Raw genomic sequence first — 16,936 nt, 5'->3', positions numbered from 1 at the left:
AGCATACCTATATATTACATAGTGGAGTCTACGCCACAGAAGAATAATTTGTGCCCGAGGCACGAATTCCAACTCTATAAGGTTAAGGGGGAGATGGGGCGGACAGCCCTCCCCGCTTTGCTGTTGCTCTTAACCTTGCTTATTAAATTCTGGCACGAGCCACGATTGAGCAACCTAAAAGAAATAACAGCGACGGAGTCACAGGAAACTAGTTCGTGCCTATAGGCACCGCTTATACCTGCACAATTCAGAGCAAGAGCGGGAGCCCCCCCCTCTTTCCTCCCTTGGAACTTTAAGAATTGTAATCTTGCCTGAGGCAAAGGTAGGAATAATGGAGGTTGTAGACTTTGAAGTCTGATATCCGTGACTGTCAGTCACCATATCCTGCACGGTCCAGTCCAAAAGCGTGTAGGGCTCGCCTGCCAACCCAGCGATTACATACTCCACCGGGAGGCAATATAACAAATTTATCCAGCAGGGTGGATGGGGATCAGCCACCACCCGGCTTTTGATCTGGATGTTGACCATGCTGAGCGGCATAAGAAACCTGAGTGAACTGATCGCGAGCGTCCAAGGTTACCCCCGGGAAATGCACCAGCGGGATACGATTAGCTTCTTTTAAGTAGCCCTCTAGGTGAGCTAGGGGTAGCCCATCCCACGCACGTTAACGTCCAGATGTGATCATTAGCGTGCAGAGATGGGTTTGGGAGAGTTCTCCGCCTAGTGAACATCCACCGCCGTTAAACGAGTGTTTACCACCCTCATCAGCGTATCGAAGTCTGCGTTGATGAAGGCTGGGTGGGCAACGCAATCGAAGATGCGATATCGCATCGCACCATCATCAACTGACTCTACCCAGCCATTCTTGATGAGGCTTGAGATTGCACGTTCTACCCGTTCACATACGAGCGTAAGAAAATCAGACAACAGAGATGTGTCGATCCTCACAGCACGGTTACTGTCCATTCGCATCAGCAGAAGCAGCATCACTGCCACCTTGTCCCCGTCCAGCGCTGCGTAAGCCGCCAAAGCTTCAAACGCATACCGTGGAACATGTACTGCTTGGCAACTGGTTAATTCTCGATCAGTCATCAGTCACTTCTCGAGCATGAAAGCGGGGAGTTGGTTTACATCTGCTCATCGGGATTTTCCGATCTTGCAACGTTGGAGTTCACTGTACACACGAGGCTTCCACCCGGTTCAGGGCTGGCATCGACGGACAGAATCCACTTCGCTTCAGCAAGGTCGGCTATAGCCTTCTCAACCTGTTGAAGCGTGTAGTTGCAGTGCTTGGCGACCATCGCTTGGGTAGTTCGTACCACTCCATTGCCACCCATGATCGACATCAGCGTAAGCATGACTGACGTAGCGTGCGGGCAAGTTCCATTCAACCGGCTCAGCCCCATAAAGGCTGATGGACTGGCGTACAAGGCCTTACCTTCGCCATCAGCAGCATCTGGGGTTGTAACATTTAGTTCGTTCATCACGCAGCTCCTGGGGTCTTTAGTCAATTTAACTAGCTCACACGATGGCTCTAGCCTAGTCCTCAGACTGACCAGTAATGCCAACAAAGCAATGGAGGATGGTGCCATGTAAAAGACAATATTCACAGTATATTGTGAAGACGTAATCAGCCATGGGCACGACAGTTCACCCCTCACTCAGGGGGTTACGGCTTGGACGCAGGGTTGGCATTCGGTAGGGTTCTTCGCGAGCGACGGAAGCTCGCGGGTATGACGCAGGAACAACTGGCGCTGGAGGCTGATGTACAGCGGAACTACGTAAGCCTCATAGAGCGAGGCGTAAATCAACCAACAATCACCATTATCTTCAAGCTAGCCGCCGCACTCAAGTGTCGGCCATCCGCTCTCATTGCGGATGTGGAAGTGATCGCGAAGTAATATCTCCTCCCCTTGAGGAAAAGTGACGAGCCTCCTTCGGATAATCGACCCGCAGCTTCACGCAAGACACAACCACATTTCCTTCTCTGAACTGTTGTCAGAACGTGCGAACGATTGACTTATTCAGGCATCAGCAAATCATTATATTTGCTGGGCACCAGCGCTATCTCACCCCAAGCCAGCTTGTTCACCGCCAACCCACTACCATTCGTTGTGATTACTCCGTAGAACATAACGATCCGTCCCGTCGAATCATCGTTTATACCCTTGTCTCCACAGAATCCATCCGGAAGCTTGACAGTGAAATCACCAATTGCTGGATCGCACTCGATCCGAGTCATACGAGTCGAGAATGAATACTTCCCCGCGTTCCAGCTGCGCTTGATTCTCCCGAAGTACAACTTCGGCGACTGTTCAGTGTTCAGAATATCGGAAGTCAGCTCGGTCACATTCGTTATCAGTTCAGCCAGTTTGACCGCGTGCTGAGACCCAGGAAGGAAGAAATACTTGTCTTTGTTGACTTCAAAGTTTCGGCAAATCCCTGCAACAGTGGTTATTTTGCTCGGCAGCTCGAAGGATTCTCCTTGATGGCGACCTATCGGCACCGCTGAAAGCGGTCCACTAACATCCTCAACAGGAGTTTCATCATAGTCGGCGCTTGGTGTGAGCTCGATCTCTGGCTTGGACTGGAGAAATTCCTTTACGATTGTCAAATGTTCGTGGTCGATTGCTCGCTTAGCCTCCTCCCAAGAGTCATACCGTTTACCTTCAGGTTTTTTTGCCCTCAGAACACAAGCTACGTGCAGCCACCGTCGAAGGTGACGATAGAAAGGGTCACGCCTATTGGTGAAAAGGTCTTTCTCCTTTGGGGTTCGTTCAACGTTCGTATAGCAACCAGGGCAGAAAAGGTTGCCTACCATCTCTTCTTCGTACTCATCCGGCGCTACTCGCCGACTTGCCTTTAAAGACTCCCGGTTACCACCACCGTATTTCCAGCCGGGTAGGTGATGAGCGTAGGCAATTTTTCTCTTCGCAGACATCAGTTCATCCATGTAAAGGTTGCTATGCCAAATAGCCATACCAACTGACGAAAATCAAGGCCAAGATCGTTGAGCAGGCGCTAGCGAGAATATAGTCAGTCTGCCTCACCGAACCCGCAGCTAGACCAGCCCTCCTCTCCAGCACCTCAACACCAATTCGGCACCCGAGTGCGTGAGCTGTTTCTTGCCATGGGAATGAATCAGGAAGCGTTTGTGGACAGATATGGTCTCGCCCGGACGTACATGTCCCGAATCGAGACGGAAGGTGCTAATCAGTCGATTAAAGCTATCACGGTATTAGCAGATACTCCGAGAATGAGCATCTCAGCTTTATTCGAAGGTATGTGACCTAGGCTCCAATAAAGGAGTAAAGAATCAGGAGGTCACCGTTGAGTGCAGGGCTTTACTCATCCCGATCTTATGCGAGCTATGCAACCTAGAGCCTTACCCAGAGGCTTTAGCACCTGAAACCGATGCAGTGCGAAACTATGTCATGCCAACCAAAGAAGGCGTCAGACGCCTCTTTTCGATATTTTTTTATGCAGGTAGCTGTACTGCAGGGTTGCCGTCAATGCTATATGCCGCCATTGAAAATGGTATAGATTCACTGAGCAACCGAGCCCACCAAACCTGCCCGGGCCATTTCCTTCCCTCCTGACTATAGTAGATGCATCCCCGCTAATCGCTGCGAGAGACTTCGCAACACGGATGGCATTATGGCATTATCTGGTTTTTCGGCGTGCGGGCCGCAAATACCTGATGCTGCTGGCGCAGACTCTTAATGTACCGCTGGCACATCCCACACGCCAAGCCGCCTGCCCACATAAGGATAGTAAAATAAATGGACAAAATCCTCCTAGTAGTGATTACAGACACAGAATATAGGTCTATCTACCCCCATTTCACAATAGAGGGCGAGGCACAACACGTTGGCCTTGTAACCATTCAAAATGGGCAAATTGCCGGAAGGGAAATTGTCTTATGTAAGATGGGGGACATGGGTAGCAAAACTCAAGGTTCTGTTGGAGCAGCACTAGCCACTGTTATTGAACATGTTAAACCCTCACTAGTTCTAGAAGTAGGAATTTGCTTTGGATTAAAGAAAGACTTCAACATTGGCGACGTATGCATTAGCAAGCTAACATTTGACTATGAGTATCAGAAAGTTGAGGACGGAGAAGTCCACAACAGGCTTCGCCACCTTCACTCCTCTAAAAACATTTTTACGCAACTATCTCACTTTGGACTTCACTACAAGGCAGACTTTTCCGTTCGATCCGGAAACTACGCATGCGGAGATAAGGTGGTAAATGACGCCACTCTGAAGCAAGCGATAATAAAGGCTGTTCCAGACGTTGTTGCCGGGGACATGGAATCTTATGCACTAGCTCTGATCTGTGAAGAAAAAAATATTCCTTGGTGCGTGGTAAAAGCATCTTCCGATGATGGCGTAAACAAGCACGACGACGATCAACGAAGAGCAGCACATAATGCGGCTAAATTCGTCAGTGACTTCCTCGCAAGCATACGGGAAACTGCTACGCAAGCAAACATGGAGGTTGATGCAACCACTGACGAAACGTTTTTCCAAGAGATAACCCAAGAAATCACTGGAAAAAAGTCATTCAAGGTAGAAACACTCACTCGCAATAGAGTTGGCTTACACATCCATCATCACCCCGACATGGAAGGTGCTTGGATTATAGTTTATCTCTACAAAGCCAAAAGCATACCAGAAGCACTAAGAACGCTCCTCAAACACCTAGAAACACCACCAGTAAGAATCGATCTTTGCATTGTTTCTAGAGAGCTAATCACGGAAACGCAACTCAACAATTACTCCGAGCAACTTTCCGAAGCCGGCTGTAAGAAGATCTATGTAAATCCCGTAAAGAAATTTATATATGATCGCGTCGTAAAAGGTTTCGTCCAGGAAGTTAGTGTCATACCTGAAACTCGATACGTTGACCAAAAAGTATATAGATCCGGAGCTGCACCGCTTTCCAGTAAAACGTACGCAGCCAGCTTTATCAGACCCAGAAATAATTCCTTAGTGGTTCTTAAACCTATTAGCGTTATTTTAGGGCAAGGCGGCATCGGAAAAACAACTTTGTGCAAGAGCATTGCTAGCCACTTCTCTCGCCTCTCCGAAAAAGATGAATATCTCCTGCTCATCACTAAATCAGATATCCTGAACAAATACTCAAAACTACCCATAAACTCTATCACGGACTTATATAGAGAATATCGAAATGAAAATGGCGATGCAGTCAGCGCCATTGGAGACCGCAGCTTCGAAATTGCATTGAGCTCAGGCTCGCTTGTTGTAATGGTGGATGGTATCGACGAGATAGAGTCCGCGATCGGCCCAAGCTTCAATATGAAAGGCTTTATCGACTCTATCGGGAGCCTCAACGACACCCTTGGATCTTGCAAAGTATTTTTAACGTCCAGGCACCTAGGTGCAGAACGGTTCCGCTCGCTGGATAATTCCGATGTACTGGAGCTCAAAGGGTTTACCGCTGAAGACGTAGATGAGTATCTTGACCGTCTTGACCAACAATTACACCGTCGTATTCGAAAAATCATTACACGCATTCAAACGCCTAAAGGCTTCGTTAACCCATACCTTTTGAGTATTGCGGCAAGGATCTTTGCCGATTCGGATGGCACTGAAGACGTTGAATCCAATCACTTGGATGCCAATGAGCCATTTGAGTATATTCTCGCAAAAATGCTTGGTCGTGAGATTGAGAAACAGTCTCTCGGAGTTACAATCGACAGTTACTACGAGCTACTTGACTACATCATCATTGAATCAAACAACTCTCTCTCCCTTCAAGACTTTCAAGGGTACATTGAGACAATGCTCTGTCCTGCGGGGCTTTCACCAGCAGCCCTGTCAGATAACTATCTGAAGTGCCTGCTTTTCCGGGTATCGGAGCAACGGGTAGTAATTGATCAGGAAGAATATGTTGCTCTAATCCGAGCAAAAGGTTTATATAAAGTCATCACCAGCAGCTCACCTCTAAACGCGCAAGATATAAATAGATCTATGGCCATCTTCGGCGAAGATCTAAATGACTCGCTTGGAGTCAGGGAAAACGTAATACAGATGATGCTATCCAGGAGGGATAATATCGAATTAGCCAATAACAACCTCGCAAAACTCTTCGAGGGGTTCCGAACCTTTATCCAAAGCAAGGTTCCTCGAGCAAAAAATGCAATTTTTTCACTCCACGACTTCGTTATTCGGCTAAACCACCCTAAAAGCGCTTTGGAAACGACACAAGTCCTAGAGTTGCTTCACGGACCAAGCAAACTCAGCAACATGTATATCCTCGGAGACTTCCCTGCACTTGATCTTACGGGAAAAGTATTGGAATCCTGTGAGTTCAATGGCTATAGAAAATTCCTTCGCTGCAAAGTTGATAATACAACCTCTTTCAAAAAGTGCCGTATTATAAACTCTTCCGAGCTCTACTCCGACTCTTTGTTCCAAGCAGATTTTTTTGATGAAGAGTGCTTCCTAGATGAGCCGATGAAGTTGGCTATTGCTTCTGGCCTTGAGAGAAAGGAGACTCGTGAAGCTAGGATTCGCAACGATATCAAGCAGATACTTAAAGTAATGCGACTAGGATTAGGATTCAATCCCAAGAGCATGAATAAGATCAAACAGAACACAAGCCTTCTTAGCAGTAAAAGTTATGAACAAATTCTTAACGAACTTTGTCGCTCCGGCATACTTTCACTAGACCAGGAAAGCGGAACGTACAGTGTACGAACAGATTACCAAGCTGATGCATTTGTACTTTGCGAGGAAAACGACTCCAAAGGAGTTATCAAAGAATTGATTGAGGCTATGGCTGAATAACGATTTAAAGCAAAAGCGTCTGCATATTGAACTCCGAGTGCAGGCGCTTAGCATTAACCCCATCCGACCATCGCATCAATCCTAAAATTATTTACGCAAACAACTAATCCATATATATTGGCAATGAAAGACATATTTACACTAAAAACACTCTTGCACACACTTCACCCTACGTATCACATGGCATTCGCGCCGGGTCGCTAAGCCCAACGCCACTCGCACGCTGGATTTTATTTCTAACACGCTGACTTAGGCCTAGAGTTTCAAAACTGGAAAATACGCCCCTCCACGGCGCCATTGAGTGGGGCCGGCACCTCCGCAAAGTCGACGAATATAAAATTGTGAACGAATAACGCACCCCCTGTTCGAGAACGATAAGCAACACCGAGTTATAACGAATTGTAGACGAACGTCAGCAGTGTGTTAAATTAGTCTTGGTTAGACAAATTGGATGATTGCAAGATGAAACAGGTAGTGGCTTATGCACGGATGAGTACAGACGATCAGTGCCTTTCTATAGGTGGTCAGTTCGCCGCCATCAAGATCGCCGCTGAGACTCATGGGTGGGAAATCGTCGCCCAGTTCACAGACGAAGGAGTGTCAGGCTCCATTGATCCTCAGGAGCGCCCACAATGCCGCCTTGCCCTCGCCCTGGCGAAAGGTTTGGATTGCCCGGTAGTTGTTCATCGTCTTGACCGCCTCAGTCGTGACCACGCTCACTTCGTAACATTGCAAAAGAAATACACGTTCATCGAAGCCGAGGACGTACACGGCAGTGGTTTGGTGCGGAACATCAAGAGCCTGCTTGCCGAAGAAGAGTTGATCAAAATTCGCAAACGGACAAAGGACGGTCTTGCAGAGCTGAAGAAGCTCGCTGCGGAGGGCAATGTCGAAGCGCAGGAGAAGATCGCCCGTCGTGATGCTGGCCGTGCGAAAGCTTGGGCAGTGGGCAACGGTGCCGCAGTGGAAGCGAAGAAGCGGAATGCTGACAATCGGGCGGACGCAATCGCTCATCACATCAAGGCGTGCCTGTACGATGGTTGTACGTCTTTCGCTGCCATTGCCCTGTGTCTCAACTCCAAGTGCGTCAGCACGGCCAAAGGGAAGACGTTCCAACCAATGACAGTATCCCGCATCATGACTCGCCTTAAGTTGTCATTCGATGCCAAGGAGTAAAACAGTAAGGCCAGCCGAATAGATAGCCATGTAGCAACCTCTGAGGCCGCAAAAAAAGATGGGCGCTACGCCTTTGCAAACCCACTAGATATTTCAAGATCATACTCCATGGCGCCTTGCAGGTCGCCAACTGGTGTTAAGACTCGGCATCCATCATTTTGAGTTTCACGAATCGTCGGATACGACCTCTGATATTCCGCCACGAATTTCTGGGAGAGAATCAATTTAGGGCGGGTACCGATTTTAGAATCCCTCGCCCTACTTCCCACCCCTCTGGGTGATCCGATTCGTCGGCAATGATTACCCCTCCCCTGCTGGGGCATCGCTCCAAAGTCTGTCGAGATCGACATCCTCGCTGGCAGGTTGCTTGTTGCTGGGTAGTCGGTCCACCTGGATCACCATTGGCAGCTCAAACGCGGTACCAGTAACCACGCAACATCCTTGTGGGAGCCCCGGGATAAGGCCGCGTGACAGAGCATCCAGCGTAGAGATCGTGTTATCGATTAAGTACAGGTCACGGTCATTTACCAAGCGGTGGATGAAAAAATTGTGTAATTGCGAGACGATGGTGGACGATATGTCCGCCGGCCGCTGACTGGCGATGGTAATGAACATCCCAAACTTTCTCCCCTCCTTGATGATCTCCTCGAACTGCTCGAGCCGATAGTCCTTCCACGTTTCGCTTTCCCTCGCGGATTGGTCGGACAGGATGTTGTGCGCCTCGTCGACGATGAGATGGATGGTGCGGTTAGGCGGATTTGCGACTGTGTTTTTGTGACTGTTGTAATAATGCTTGGCGAAGAGCAGCGGCAAAACCTTCTTGACCTCGTTGTTGCAGCGACGCATCGAGATAACCGTAAGCAGGCGCTCGTCCGGTGGCACATCCGAAACAGACAGCACCTTACGTAGGCTGGCGAGCGAAGACTCGACTCGCTTCAGAAGCGGCTGGATATGCTCATACTGAACGTATCCGGCGTTCAGATCGGACATCAATTGTAAGTTTACGCGAATCACAAGATGGTCGAACTCATCGAGGCCTTCGACGTCAAGCGTTTCTACGGTTGGCGCGATGAGCGCGGTGTATCGAGCTGCATCAGTGCCGATGAACGACGCTTGGTAAGTGAAGCGGCCGCCAGTCCGGTGCCAACTGACGTCCTCCAGCATATCCTGCACCTGCTGGTTTCCCATGCGTCGAGCCACTGTTCGCATCAAATCCAGGGTCGCCGGTTTGACCTCACCTGCGCAGAACGACTTCTGGAACATCCGCGCAGCATAAGTCGCAAGTGAGCGAGGGATAGCTCCATAGCGTTCCCAGCCCGCGATGACACGGTTTAGAAAAGGCCTTTGCGTGTTGGGCGTGGCTTGAAAGAGTAGTGACATAGTTTCGAGCTGCCAAAACTCCTGCAACGCTAAGGGGAAGCGGGAATTGGCGTCGTTCATGTCAGGGTTGGTCAGCGTGGACAGCTGGTAGACGGTCTTGTGATCTGCCGCCGCGAGCTGCTCGCCTCCGTACTCACCATTAAAATCCAGTATTATGAAGCGGCTCTTACCGTTGATGAGAGGCAGTTTCTGATCGAAAAGAACAGTGTATAGCTTCGCCAACGTATTCGATTTGCCGCTACCGGTGTTACCGAAGATGCCAATGTGGCTGTTGAAAAGCCGTTTCCACGGTAGCCCGACCGCGATCTCCTCTTTAAGCATCGACCCGATTCTGAAATCGCTGTCTGACTTGCGGTCGAAGATGGATCTTATTTTCTCCTCGGGTAGCAAGTAGGCCGTATCCTGGATCATTGGCAGGTATTTGATCCCCTGAGTGAAGCCTGAGTTGTCGAAGTATCCAATCGGCCTAGCCTCCACCTTCCGAACAAACGTTATGCGGCCGTCATGCGTCTCAGAGCGGCTCTCGTCCAGAAACTCACCCTCAACCATGCAGATAATGTCGCGGAAGCCACGTTGGATTGACAGATACTCCCGGATTGAGACGCCCTTGTATTTCTGCCCCTCATAGAACAAGGTTTCCTTGCTCGACTGCTCGTCGATCTTCAAAACCAACTTTGTGCCATGGACAGCGATGACCTCGCCAACGCGGATGCTCATACGAGGTCCTCGAAGCCTGCATCCGCCGTAGGCGGTGCTGCTGGAGCTGCAGGTGCTCCACGTGAAAGAGCCGCAGCCTCTGGCCAAACTAGTACCTGCTCATTGAATGCGGTGAAGTCCATCACCCCATCCTGCAACATCAGGCACTTGACGTTGCGGTGTCCCTTGAACTTGTCTTCCATCGCGGCGTGCCCGGACTTGCTGTAGCAGCAGACAAACACCTCTAAGCCCGGATTGGAAAGAGAGCGCATCACGAGGTTGAGGATATGCTCGTCGGCAAACGAGAATCCGAAGGTTACGAGCACGGCGTTGGGCTTCTCCAACTCGTAGCTGAGCAACCGCAGCATCTGATAGTAGTGCTCCTCGTAAACCGTCTCATGGAATTTCCACTTGGTCGGGTTGACTATGGGCATCTGCTCATATTCATCCCAGAACGCCTTCAACTCTGCATCGGAAAACTCTGTGTCTGGCACATCAGCAAGTGTTGACGCAGGGTTGTTAAGCGCCTCTGAAAATGGTTGCAGTAACGCTATAGCGTCGCCATTCAACAAGCCTTCGCGGCCAGACAGGTCGTAGCCAACTTGAATTACGGCGCCCAACTTGCTCCAGTAGACCGACCCATGCAGATGGATAAGGTTAATTTGAGGGATACTGCTCTGGTAGCGGCCAAAGACGCCGGTCTGACAGAGATAAGACCCGTAGTTTCGGGCCTGCAGGATACGCCGCGTAAATCCCCGCGCGCCGTCATTCAGCACGAAGTCAGTGTGGCCCTCCTTGATTAGAGCGTCAGCCACCAGGGGGAAGCAGCCGTCATAGTTCGTCGTAAAAACATTGCAGCGACGATCCAACGCTTTACGGCGCTTCACCATCTCAAGCACTGTAGATAGAAAGGTGCGATAGTTCTTGATAACCGTGGTACCTGGCTCTTCGGTCACGGCATGCATCAAGCTGAGTTGCTCGGCGGGACGAATGCAACTGGCGTAGTAATGCATGAACAGGGGGACCAAGCGTCGATCTTTCTCTCGCTCGAACTTGGTGGCCAAGTCTTCCAGCGTGTAGCGAGATTCGCCCTCACCGGTCTGCACCTGCAACTGAAGGGTCGGGAGCAGGCCGGACGATGCCCCCGATCCGAAGAGGAAGTTGATGTCTTGATTGTAGATGTCGCAGATAGAAATCACTGGCTGCCCCCTTGCTGCATTGTTGAAGGAGTGAATGATGCCAAGAGACAATACATGTCGCTGAGAGCAGAGTGCCGCTACTTGAGACTGTGAGTTAAACCGCAACTGCTGACAAGCAGACATTCGTCTGCTGAATTCGAATGACCGATATGGGTCGTCTTCTGCCGGGGATCGAAAGGAAGCGCGCCGCTCAAGTCGATCCAAAGAACTGGTTAGGTCGAACGCGAGAAATGGGACAGGTTTGGCATTAGCTGATCTGTGTTACACCACACGATATTCGAAAAAAACGTTGACGGTGCTATGTCGGGCAGCTACGGCATTAGGCCCCGACCGATCAGGCGTGAGGAATTTTTAAATCTGCCAGACTTTTCGCAGTTATATTTCGCCACTGACTGACGGGCGGTCTGACGGGCGGTGTGCGACCTAGGCGACATTCCAATTTTGAAAAGCCTAGGTATCCGCAGCTCCAAAGATTGGCTTACAACCGACAGGGGACCGTCTGAAGAAGCCATTCAAAGGCGTCTATCTGCTCCTTCAGATTCTCGAAAGCTCCAAGGTGCGTCACCCTCATAGGGCCTAGGCCCCTTTTTATGGCCGAAAGCTAGGGGCGATTCATGAAGAGGACGATCGGTTTACGGAAAAAACTTTTCAGTTAACAGCTTCATCTGTCGTTTGATTCCCTTCTTATTGGACAGACTTTCGTACACCTGAGGCAGCTCGTCTTTGCGTTGCGTCACAACTTCCATGTAGGTATCCATAAGGTCACCTGGTGCCCAAGTGATGAGCTGCTGGACCCGGCTATTAAGAAACGCTCCGGCCTCTGCGCTATAGGGAGTGCCAGAGCCGACCAGATTTAAAAGCTGGAGCAACCGCCCACCTTCCACCTCATTGACCGGTACAAAAGTTGGAATCAGTATCCCGAAGTTTGCCAGCAAATAGAGGCCCGCAGGAGGAGTACACTCGGAAGAGTAGAGAAGCTCGCGCAGCTCTGTCCCCAAAACGGAGCGATCTGATTGAGTCAGCAGCTTGATCACAAGGTTCAGTGCCTCCATGTGGAAGATTGCCGGCTCAGCAAACGGCGACTGTTTGGAAATGGCTGTGAGATACGACAGTGCAGCGTCGTGTGCATGCTTAATAGTGCTAACGGGCCAGTTTAGCTCCAGCAAACGTTGCAGAGTTAGCAAGTGCAACCTTGACTCATGGCCGATTACTGTCGCCCAGCCCTGTGCATCGAGTTTAACGAAACGCTCTTCAAACAAGTGCTCTCTGAGCTTTGTTAGCATCGGATGATCCGAACTCAAGATTCTCTGTAGGATCAGAGGATCGAGCTCTTTGAATGAAGGCACGTTTGCCGGCAACAATGCGCTCTCAGCAAACCAATTCAGCAGCTCGTCTTCATTCAAACCGTATGGGTGAAGAGCGTGAGTAAGCAGATCGAAATTCCGGTAGATGAAAGATGAGCCTATCACTCCAATACTGTTCGTTTTGACTTGTCGTACGAACACAGGCGCCATCAGCTCCAAGGTATCTGGGTGAACGCAAGCCTTCATAAGCTCTACGCTGGATACCACTGACTTCACCAAAGCATCAAAAAATAGAGGCGACTCTTCGAGGGCATTCGAAATACCGGTGAGCGCTGCGAGCTCTGCTAACATCCCTTGACGTAAGTAAATGCATGCAATAGCTAGCTTCGCTCGAACCGATGTGAGACCTGCAGAGTAGGAATTTATGATCCCTGCAATCTGGGGAACGTAGTTCTTATACATGGCTAGAGCAAGCCAGAACCGGTCATCGCTGGCGTTGGAAGGTAGGTGATTGAGGATCTGCAGCAATTCTGGGTCATCGAACTGAACGCTCTGATCAATGCTGCCTAACCGAAGCCTCCCGAAATAGGTCACGAAACACAATTCCCAAGCCGTATCTGCCATGGGTGTCATTGCATTGGTCAACTCAGGGGTAGATGTGATCTGTTTGAGTGCGTCCTTGACGCCAACACTGTCGAGCTTGATGTGGGAAATGTCGATCACTCGCAGATCTTGACGCCCTACGATTAGGTGGAACAGATTCTCTGCACTGCTAATCGTCCTGACATTAAACGGCTCGTCAAGGGCATCGAGATACGCGTCGTAGGTCATAATTACGTCGATCTGTTCGGCGGAGTTCTCTGCGCCGTATGCGAATTCATGCATCTGATCGAATTCAGATGCCAGACTCTTCAGTTTGTTGCTGAACAGCGTCTTGCTAAGTCCCGCCTTCGTCAGACCTCTGATCGCCACGTAGTAATCGGTGTCACCTTCTACGTTTTCCATCGAGGCACTACCAGCCAATCTACCAGAGACTTTTGGTAATGCTGAGGCGATATCGAAGCCTTCGATCGCAGTTGCGAGGTGAAGTGTTTGCAGCAGACTTTTCACCGAGATGTCACCTTCCAGGTATCTACTGAAGGAGTCCATAAATCCGAAGTATGTGCTGAGCTCAGCCAGTTTCTTGCCGTTCTGTTCCTCGAAGGCTGTCGCAAGCGGCTGATCAATGAGCTCTGCGATGGCAATATCTTTCGACGTCTGAAAATGCACCTGCAAGATCTGGATGGGCCATCCGGAGTCGACGTCCTCGCCATAGAGTCCTGTCAGGAGTTCACGGGTTTTTCGGAGTTTGTTATCGTCAACCGGATTGTCCTCTTCCGTCTTAGCTGCTCCAGCGTCCTCTGATTTCGAGGTAGCGCCATCGCTCAAAAGCGTTTCGATGGGCGTGCCATTATATTTGCAGATCGCGATGTAAGCAGCGATCACCCCCATCTTCGGATCGCCAGCAGTGACGAGCGATGTGGTCGCAAGATCATTGATGAAGCGCTTCTGGAGCCTCGGGGTGACCAGACCATTTGCCATCGGGCTGTGGCGCTTCAAAATCAAGCTGCAGATATCGGCCTGTTCAAGCGACAGAGTTCCAAAGCTTTGTGTCCATAGCGTACGAAATGCATCTTTCCATCCGGAGGTAATGATTGGAGGCGCTCGGAAAACTACCGGGAATTTCTTTGCTATGAAGTCCTTAGAGTCGTAGCTCTTTTCGTTATCACCGTTTAGATACTTGGACACCTTCGTCGAGCAGAAAGGAACGATGATACTCAGATTCTGCCTACGGCTAACCGAAGTGAAAATCTCGAGGTCACTCCACACAGAGCGCAACGCCTCTCGCGGCAGCCTGTCCAGGTTGTCGATCACAATAATGAAGTTGGTGCCGGAGACGGCTTCAAGGTGTTGATCCAGCGTACGCTTCAGGTCGAGAGGGCTGACTTCTTTGCTGATCTCAATCGTCTCGGTGATGTGATCATCTGAGCTACCTTTAAGAATGCTGGAGAGATTCCATTTCTTCTTACCTTTCCCGCGATTTGCAAACATTGCTAAGACCAAGGTCACGGCAGGGAAGATGATGCCCAGCACATAGAGCCCGTGCTTCCATATTTCTAACGGGTCTGTTCGGTGAAGCTGAGATAGGTAGTCGCGGAGAAGAGTGGGACTAAGTACGCCGCCAGCGATCAGGAGGATGGCCCAGATGCTGATATGACTGCGCGTATCTTTGGTGTAGCTGACGTGCCTACCCAAGGCAATATCGCGATTTCTCAGAACGCTTTCTCTGACTGATGCCTTGGCACTAGGAGGGATCGCTTTGAGCACTTGTTCAGTAAGCAGTTCGATGAAATTGCTTTTGATCGAGCCCTGATAATTCTGCTCGCAATCAAACAGCCAGAGCCTAGTCGCGGAGTCCACGTCCACGATTTTCTTTTCAAGCATCTGAAGAATCGAGCTCTTGCCAGAGCCAAACTCACCATCAAGACCGATGACTTTGTGATTTTTGTCATCGAGCAGGTAATTGTGGATGGCTGTCGCGACTCGATCGTGACTCCCCCCTTAAAGGCATCAATCTCGGCAGGGTTTTCGCTTTGGAAGTTCAGAATATCCATATAGTCCATTGCACCAGGTCAGAGTGGGCGAGCAAAAAGAGGGGCCAGTAGGTTGAAGATACGTTGAGAAGTGGCCATCTGCCATGGATAAATGATGGGCGTCACGAGATTCATTTATGTGCTGATGTTTGATGATGAGACTCTCGTGGCATGAGATAAACGGGTTTTGGTATCACGAACCTAGCTGGTAAGCCGGGACTGAAGCAGACATCTCGGCAGACCAGTACCTGGCCTGCCCCACCTAGAACCGAGTTAGGCTAGGACTTCCGCCCTACCACTCAAGGACGATAGCTATGTCACTTAGCCCAGAAGTTACAATCGCCACAGCAGACGCACTGACACTGTTGCTGCATAACCAGCACGCTCTGGCTGCTGCAATTGAAGAAGTAGCGCTATGGGTGAGGGCTAACGGATCAAGCGAAATCCATGAAAACGCCGCTACAGCGCTAAAAATGCTCGATGTAAACGCATCCGCCATCACTAAGGCGATCAATCAAATACGCCAAGGCTGATATTTTGTATTCCCATAAGCCTCCTAGTGACGCTTGCCGGTGAACGCAGAGCCTGTTGTGAAAAGGAGCGATGGAGGATGCTGTCTCTGTCTCTGTCTGAAACTACGATCGCTAGGAATTGGACCCGCAGTGATACTAGACAGTTACGGTTCAAATTGCCGCACTATAAGCTACTCAAAAACTGTCGAGCAGAATCTCTTCTCTTTGTGTGAAGCTCTACCAGTAGTGCGTACAGATCCCCCTCGAGCTGAAAGTAACGGCGCGGGAAGCGCTCATTCAGTTCGCGGTACTGGGAACACACAAATGCAAATCGTTCAATTGTCTTAGTTGCCATACTGATTTCATCTCGGGCGGATTGGGCCAGCACAGCAGAAGTGAGCTCCCGACTTACAAAGCTTTCAGCACTGTAACGCCAAGGATTAATTGAGACGTCGTACCTCCAAAAATCTAGGTAGCCGGAGCGCTGCAAAGCTTCGCAGATGGCGTCATCGTACTCCGGATGATCGACCACACACTGCGCAACTTGCTCGTGCACCTGCACATCTAGCCCAGAGATTTGCCGTACCTCCCCGAGGAACTGATTGGTATTAAGTCGCTGTTGCTCAAGTGGATTGAAGCTTTGGGCAAACTCCAATTCACTTTCGGAAGCCTCCCGCACGCAACCAGAAACTTCGATTAGCACCGCAGATTCAAAAATATCTTGAGGCGTACAGTAGTTAGCGTCAGCTACCAAAGGTACAGATGCCTCAGCATATGCTAGGGCAACAAGACGCGAGCAGAACTGGCGGTTTGTCAGGTCACCTCTCAGTTTCTCTACGATAACGCCAGCCGCCTCTCGCTTCGAATACTGTGTTCCGACCTTTCGGCGAGCATACATGATGGCTTCATTTACAACGCTGCTCCGATCAGGGCGATTTACTCGTAATACAGTTGCACGACTGGGCGAGTCCCATAATAAGCGTTGAAGATTGTCCGAATGAACACCCGTCAAATCCGAATGGATGTAACTACCGGCACCGACGTAGAGCATGGCGTGGGAGTAATCGCTTTTGGTCACTTTACGAACAGCCGCACTAGGGAGCTCTCCAACACTGCTTAGGAGAATATCCCCTGGTTCAAGCAGCCGGATATCCAAAAGGTATTGTTTGCTAGGCATAGACTTATCCTTGTCGCTGTCAGATCGCCCCCTAGCCGAGGGTT

Annotated in this window: 11 protein-coding genes; 4 read left to right on the top strand and 7 right to left on the bottom strand. The window is 50.0% G+C overall.

Annotation, left to right across the window (positions count from 1 at the left end; genetic code table 11):
• Nucleotides 1-720: 720 nt before the first annotated feature.
• Together AB4O11_RS18750 and AB4O11_RS18745 are read right to left on the bottom strand one after the other, a co-directional pair.
• Complete coding sequence (locus tag AB4O11_RS18750) at nt 721-1,092, bottom strand: hypothetical protein (RefSeq protein ID WP_460127833.1); 372 nt, start codon at nt 1,090-1,092, stop codon at nt 721-723.
• 35 nt (nt 1,093-1,127) lie between these two features.
• The gene (locus tag AB4O11_RS18745; protein ID WP_460127831.1) at nt 1,128-1,484 is read right to left on the bottom strand and encodes a hypothetical protein; all 357 of its coding nucleotides are present in this window, start codon (nt 1,482-1,484) and stop codon (nt 1,128-1,130) included.
• 249 nt (nt 1,485-1,733) lie between these two features.
• Between AB4O11_RS18745 and AB4O11_RS18740 the strand changes: the two genes are divergently transcribed.
• Nucleotides 1,734-1,901 (top strand): helix-turn-helix domain-containing protein, encoded by a 168-nt coding sequence (locus AB4O11_RS18740; RefSeq protein WP_460127829.1) that lies wholly within the window; start codon nt 1,734-1,736, stop codon nt 1,899-1,901.
• Nucleotides 1,902-2,020: 119 nt separating this feature from the next.
• Here AB4O11_RS18740 and AB4O11_RS18735 read toward each other — a convergent pair whose 3' ends face one another.
• Nucleotides 2,021-2,953, bottom strand: coding sequence for a hypothetical protein (locus tag AB4O11_RS18735; protein WP_460127827.1), 933 nt, complete (start codon nt 2,951-2,953; stop codon nt 2,021-2,023).
• An 829-nt stretch (nt 2,954-3,782) separates the two neighbouring features.
• Between AB4O11_RS18735 and AB4O11_RS18730 the strand changes: the two genes are divergently transcribed.
• Together AB4O11_RS18730 and AB4O11_RS18725 are read left to right on the top strand one after the other, a co-directional pair.
• Complete coding sequence (locus tag AB4O11_RS18730; RefSeq protein ID WP_460127825.1) at nt 3,783-6,815, top strand: phosphorylase family protein; 3,033 nt, start codon at nt 3,783-3,785, stop codon at nt 6,813-6,815.
• 462 nt (nt 6,816-7,277) lie between these two features.
• Nucleotides 7,278-7,991 carry a recombinase family protein gene (locus tag AB4O11_RS18725; RefSeq protein ID WP_460127823.1) on the top strand — a complete coding sequence of 238 codons (714 nt, stop codon included), beginning with the start codon at nt 7,278-7,280 and terminating at the stop codon, nt 7,989-7,991.
• Between the two features lie 300 nt (nt 7,992-8,291).
• Here the strand turns inward: AB4O11_RS18725 and AB4O11_RS18720 are convergent, their stop codons facing one another.
• The 3 genes from AB4O11_RS18720 to AB4O11_RS18710 all read right to left on the bottom strand — a co-directional run bounded on the left by AB4O11_RS18720 (nt 8,292) and on the right by AB4O11_RS18710 (nt 15,102).
• Nucleotides 8,292-10,088, bottom strand: coding sequence for an ATP-binding protein (locus AB4O11_RS18720; RefSeq protein WP_460127821.1), 1,797 nt, complete (start codon nt 10,086-10,088; stop codon nt 8,292-8,294).
• Nucleotides 10,085-11,266 carry a hypothetical protein gene (locus AB4O11_RS18715; protein ID WP_460127819.1) on the bottom strand — a complete coding sequence of 394 codons (1,182 nt, stop codon included), beginning with the start codon at nt 11,264-11,266 and terminating at the stop codon, nt 10,085-10,087. The genes AB4O11_RS18720 and AB4O11_RS18715 overlap by 4 nt, the downstream gene beginning before the upstream one ends.
• 632 nt (nt 11,267-11,898) lie before the next feature.
• The gene (locus AB4O11_RS18710; RefSeq protein WP_460131113.1) at nt 11,899-15,102 is read right to left on the bottom strand and encodes a P-loop NTPase fold protein; all 3,204 of its coding nucleotides are present in this window, start codon (nt 15,100-15,102) and stop codon (nt 11,899-11,901) included.
• Between the two features lie 415 nt (nt 15,103-15,517).
• Here AB4O11_RS18710 and AB4O11_RS18705 point away from each other — a divergent pair, with 415 nt between their 5' ends.
• Nucleotides 15,518-15,736 (top strand): hypothetical protein, encoded by a 219-nt coding sequence (locus AB4O11_RS18705; RefSeq protein WP_460127817.1) that lies wholly within the window; start codon nt 15,518-15,520, stop codon nt 15,734-15,736.
• Between the two features lie 163 nt (nt 15,737-15,899).
• Here AB4O11_RS18705 and AB4O11_RS18700 read toward each other — a convergent pair whose 3' ends face one another.
• Complete coding sequence (locus AB4O11_RS18700) at nt 15,900-16,892, bottom strand: YiiX/YebB-like N1pC/P60 family cysteine hydrolase (protein WP_460127815.1); 993 nt, start codon at nt 16,890-16,892, stop codon at nt 15,900-15,902.
• Between the last annotated feature and the right edge of the window lie 44 nt (nt 16,893-16,936).

This window comes from Pseudomonas sp. H1_D05 (assembly GCF_054682705.1).
This window is presented reverse-complemented; position numbering and strand designations above follow the sequence as displayed.

Coding starts and splice junctions, on each gene's coding strand:
- AB4O11_RS18750 (WP_460127833.1), bottom strand. CDS start 1,092: ATGACTGATCGAGAATTAACCAGTTGCCAAGCAGTACATGTTCCACGG.
- AB4O11_RS18745 (WP_460127831.1), bottom strand. CDS start 1,484: ATGAACGAACTAAATGTTACAACCCCAGATGCTGCTGATGGCGAAGGT.
- AB4O11_RS18740 (WP_460127829.1), top strand. CDS start 1,734: ATGACGCAGGAACAACTGGCGCTGGAGGCTGATGTACAGCGGAACTAC.
- AB4O11_RS18735 (WP_460127827.1), bottom strand. CDS start 2,953: ATGGATGAACTGATGTCTGCGAAGAGAAAAATTGCCTACGCTCATCAC.
- AB4O11_RS18730 (WP_460127825.1), top strand. CDS start 3,783: ATGGACAAAATCCTCCTAGTAGTGATTACAGACACAGAATATAGGTCT.
- AB4O11_RS18725 (WP_460127823.1), top strand. CDS start 7,278: ATGAAACAGGTAGTGGCTTATGCACGGATGAGTACAGACGATCAGTGC.
- AB4O11_RS18720 (WP_460127821.1), bottom strand. CDS start 10,088: ATGAGCATCCGCGTTGGCGAGGTCATCGCTGTCCATGGCACAAAGTTG.
- AB4O11_RS18705 (WP_460127817.1), top strand. CDS start 15,518: ATGTCACTTAGCCCAGAAGTTACAATCGCCACAGCAGACGCACTGACA.
- AB4O11_RS18700 (WP_460127815.1), bottom strand. CDS start 16,892: ATGCCTAGCAAACAATACCTTTTGGATATCCGGCTGCTTGAACCAGGG.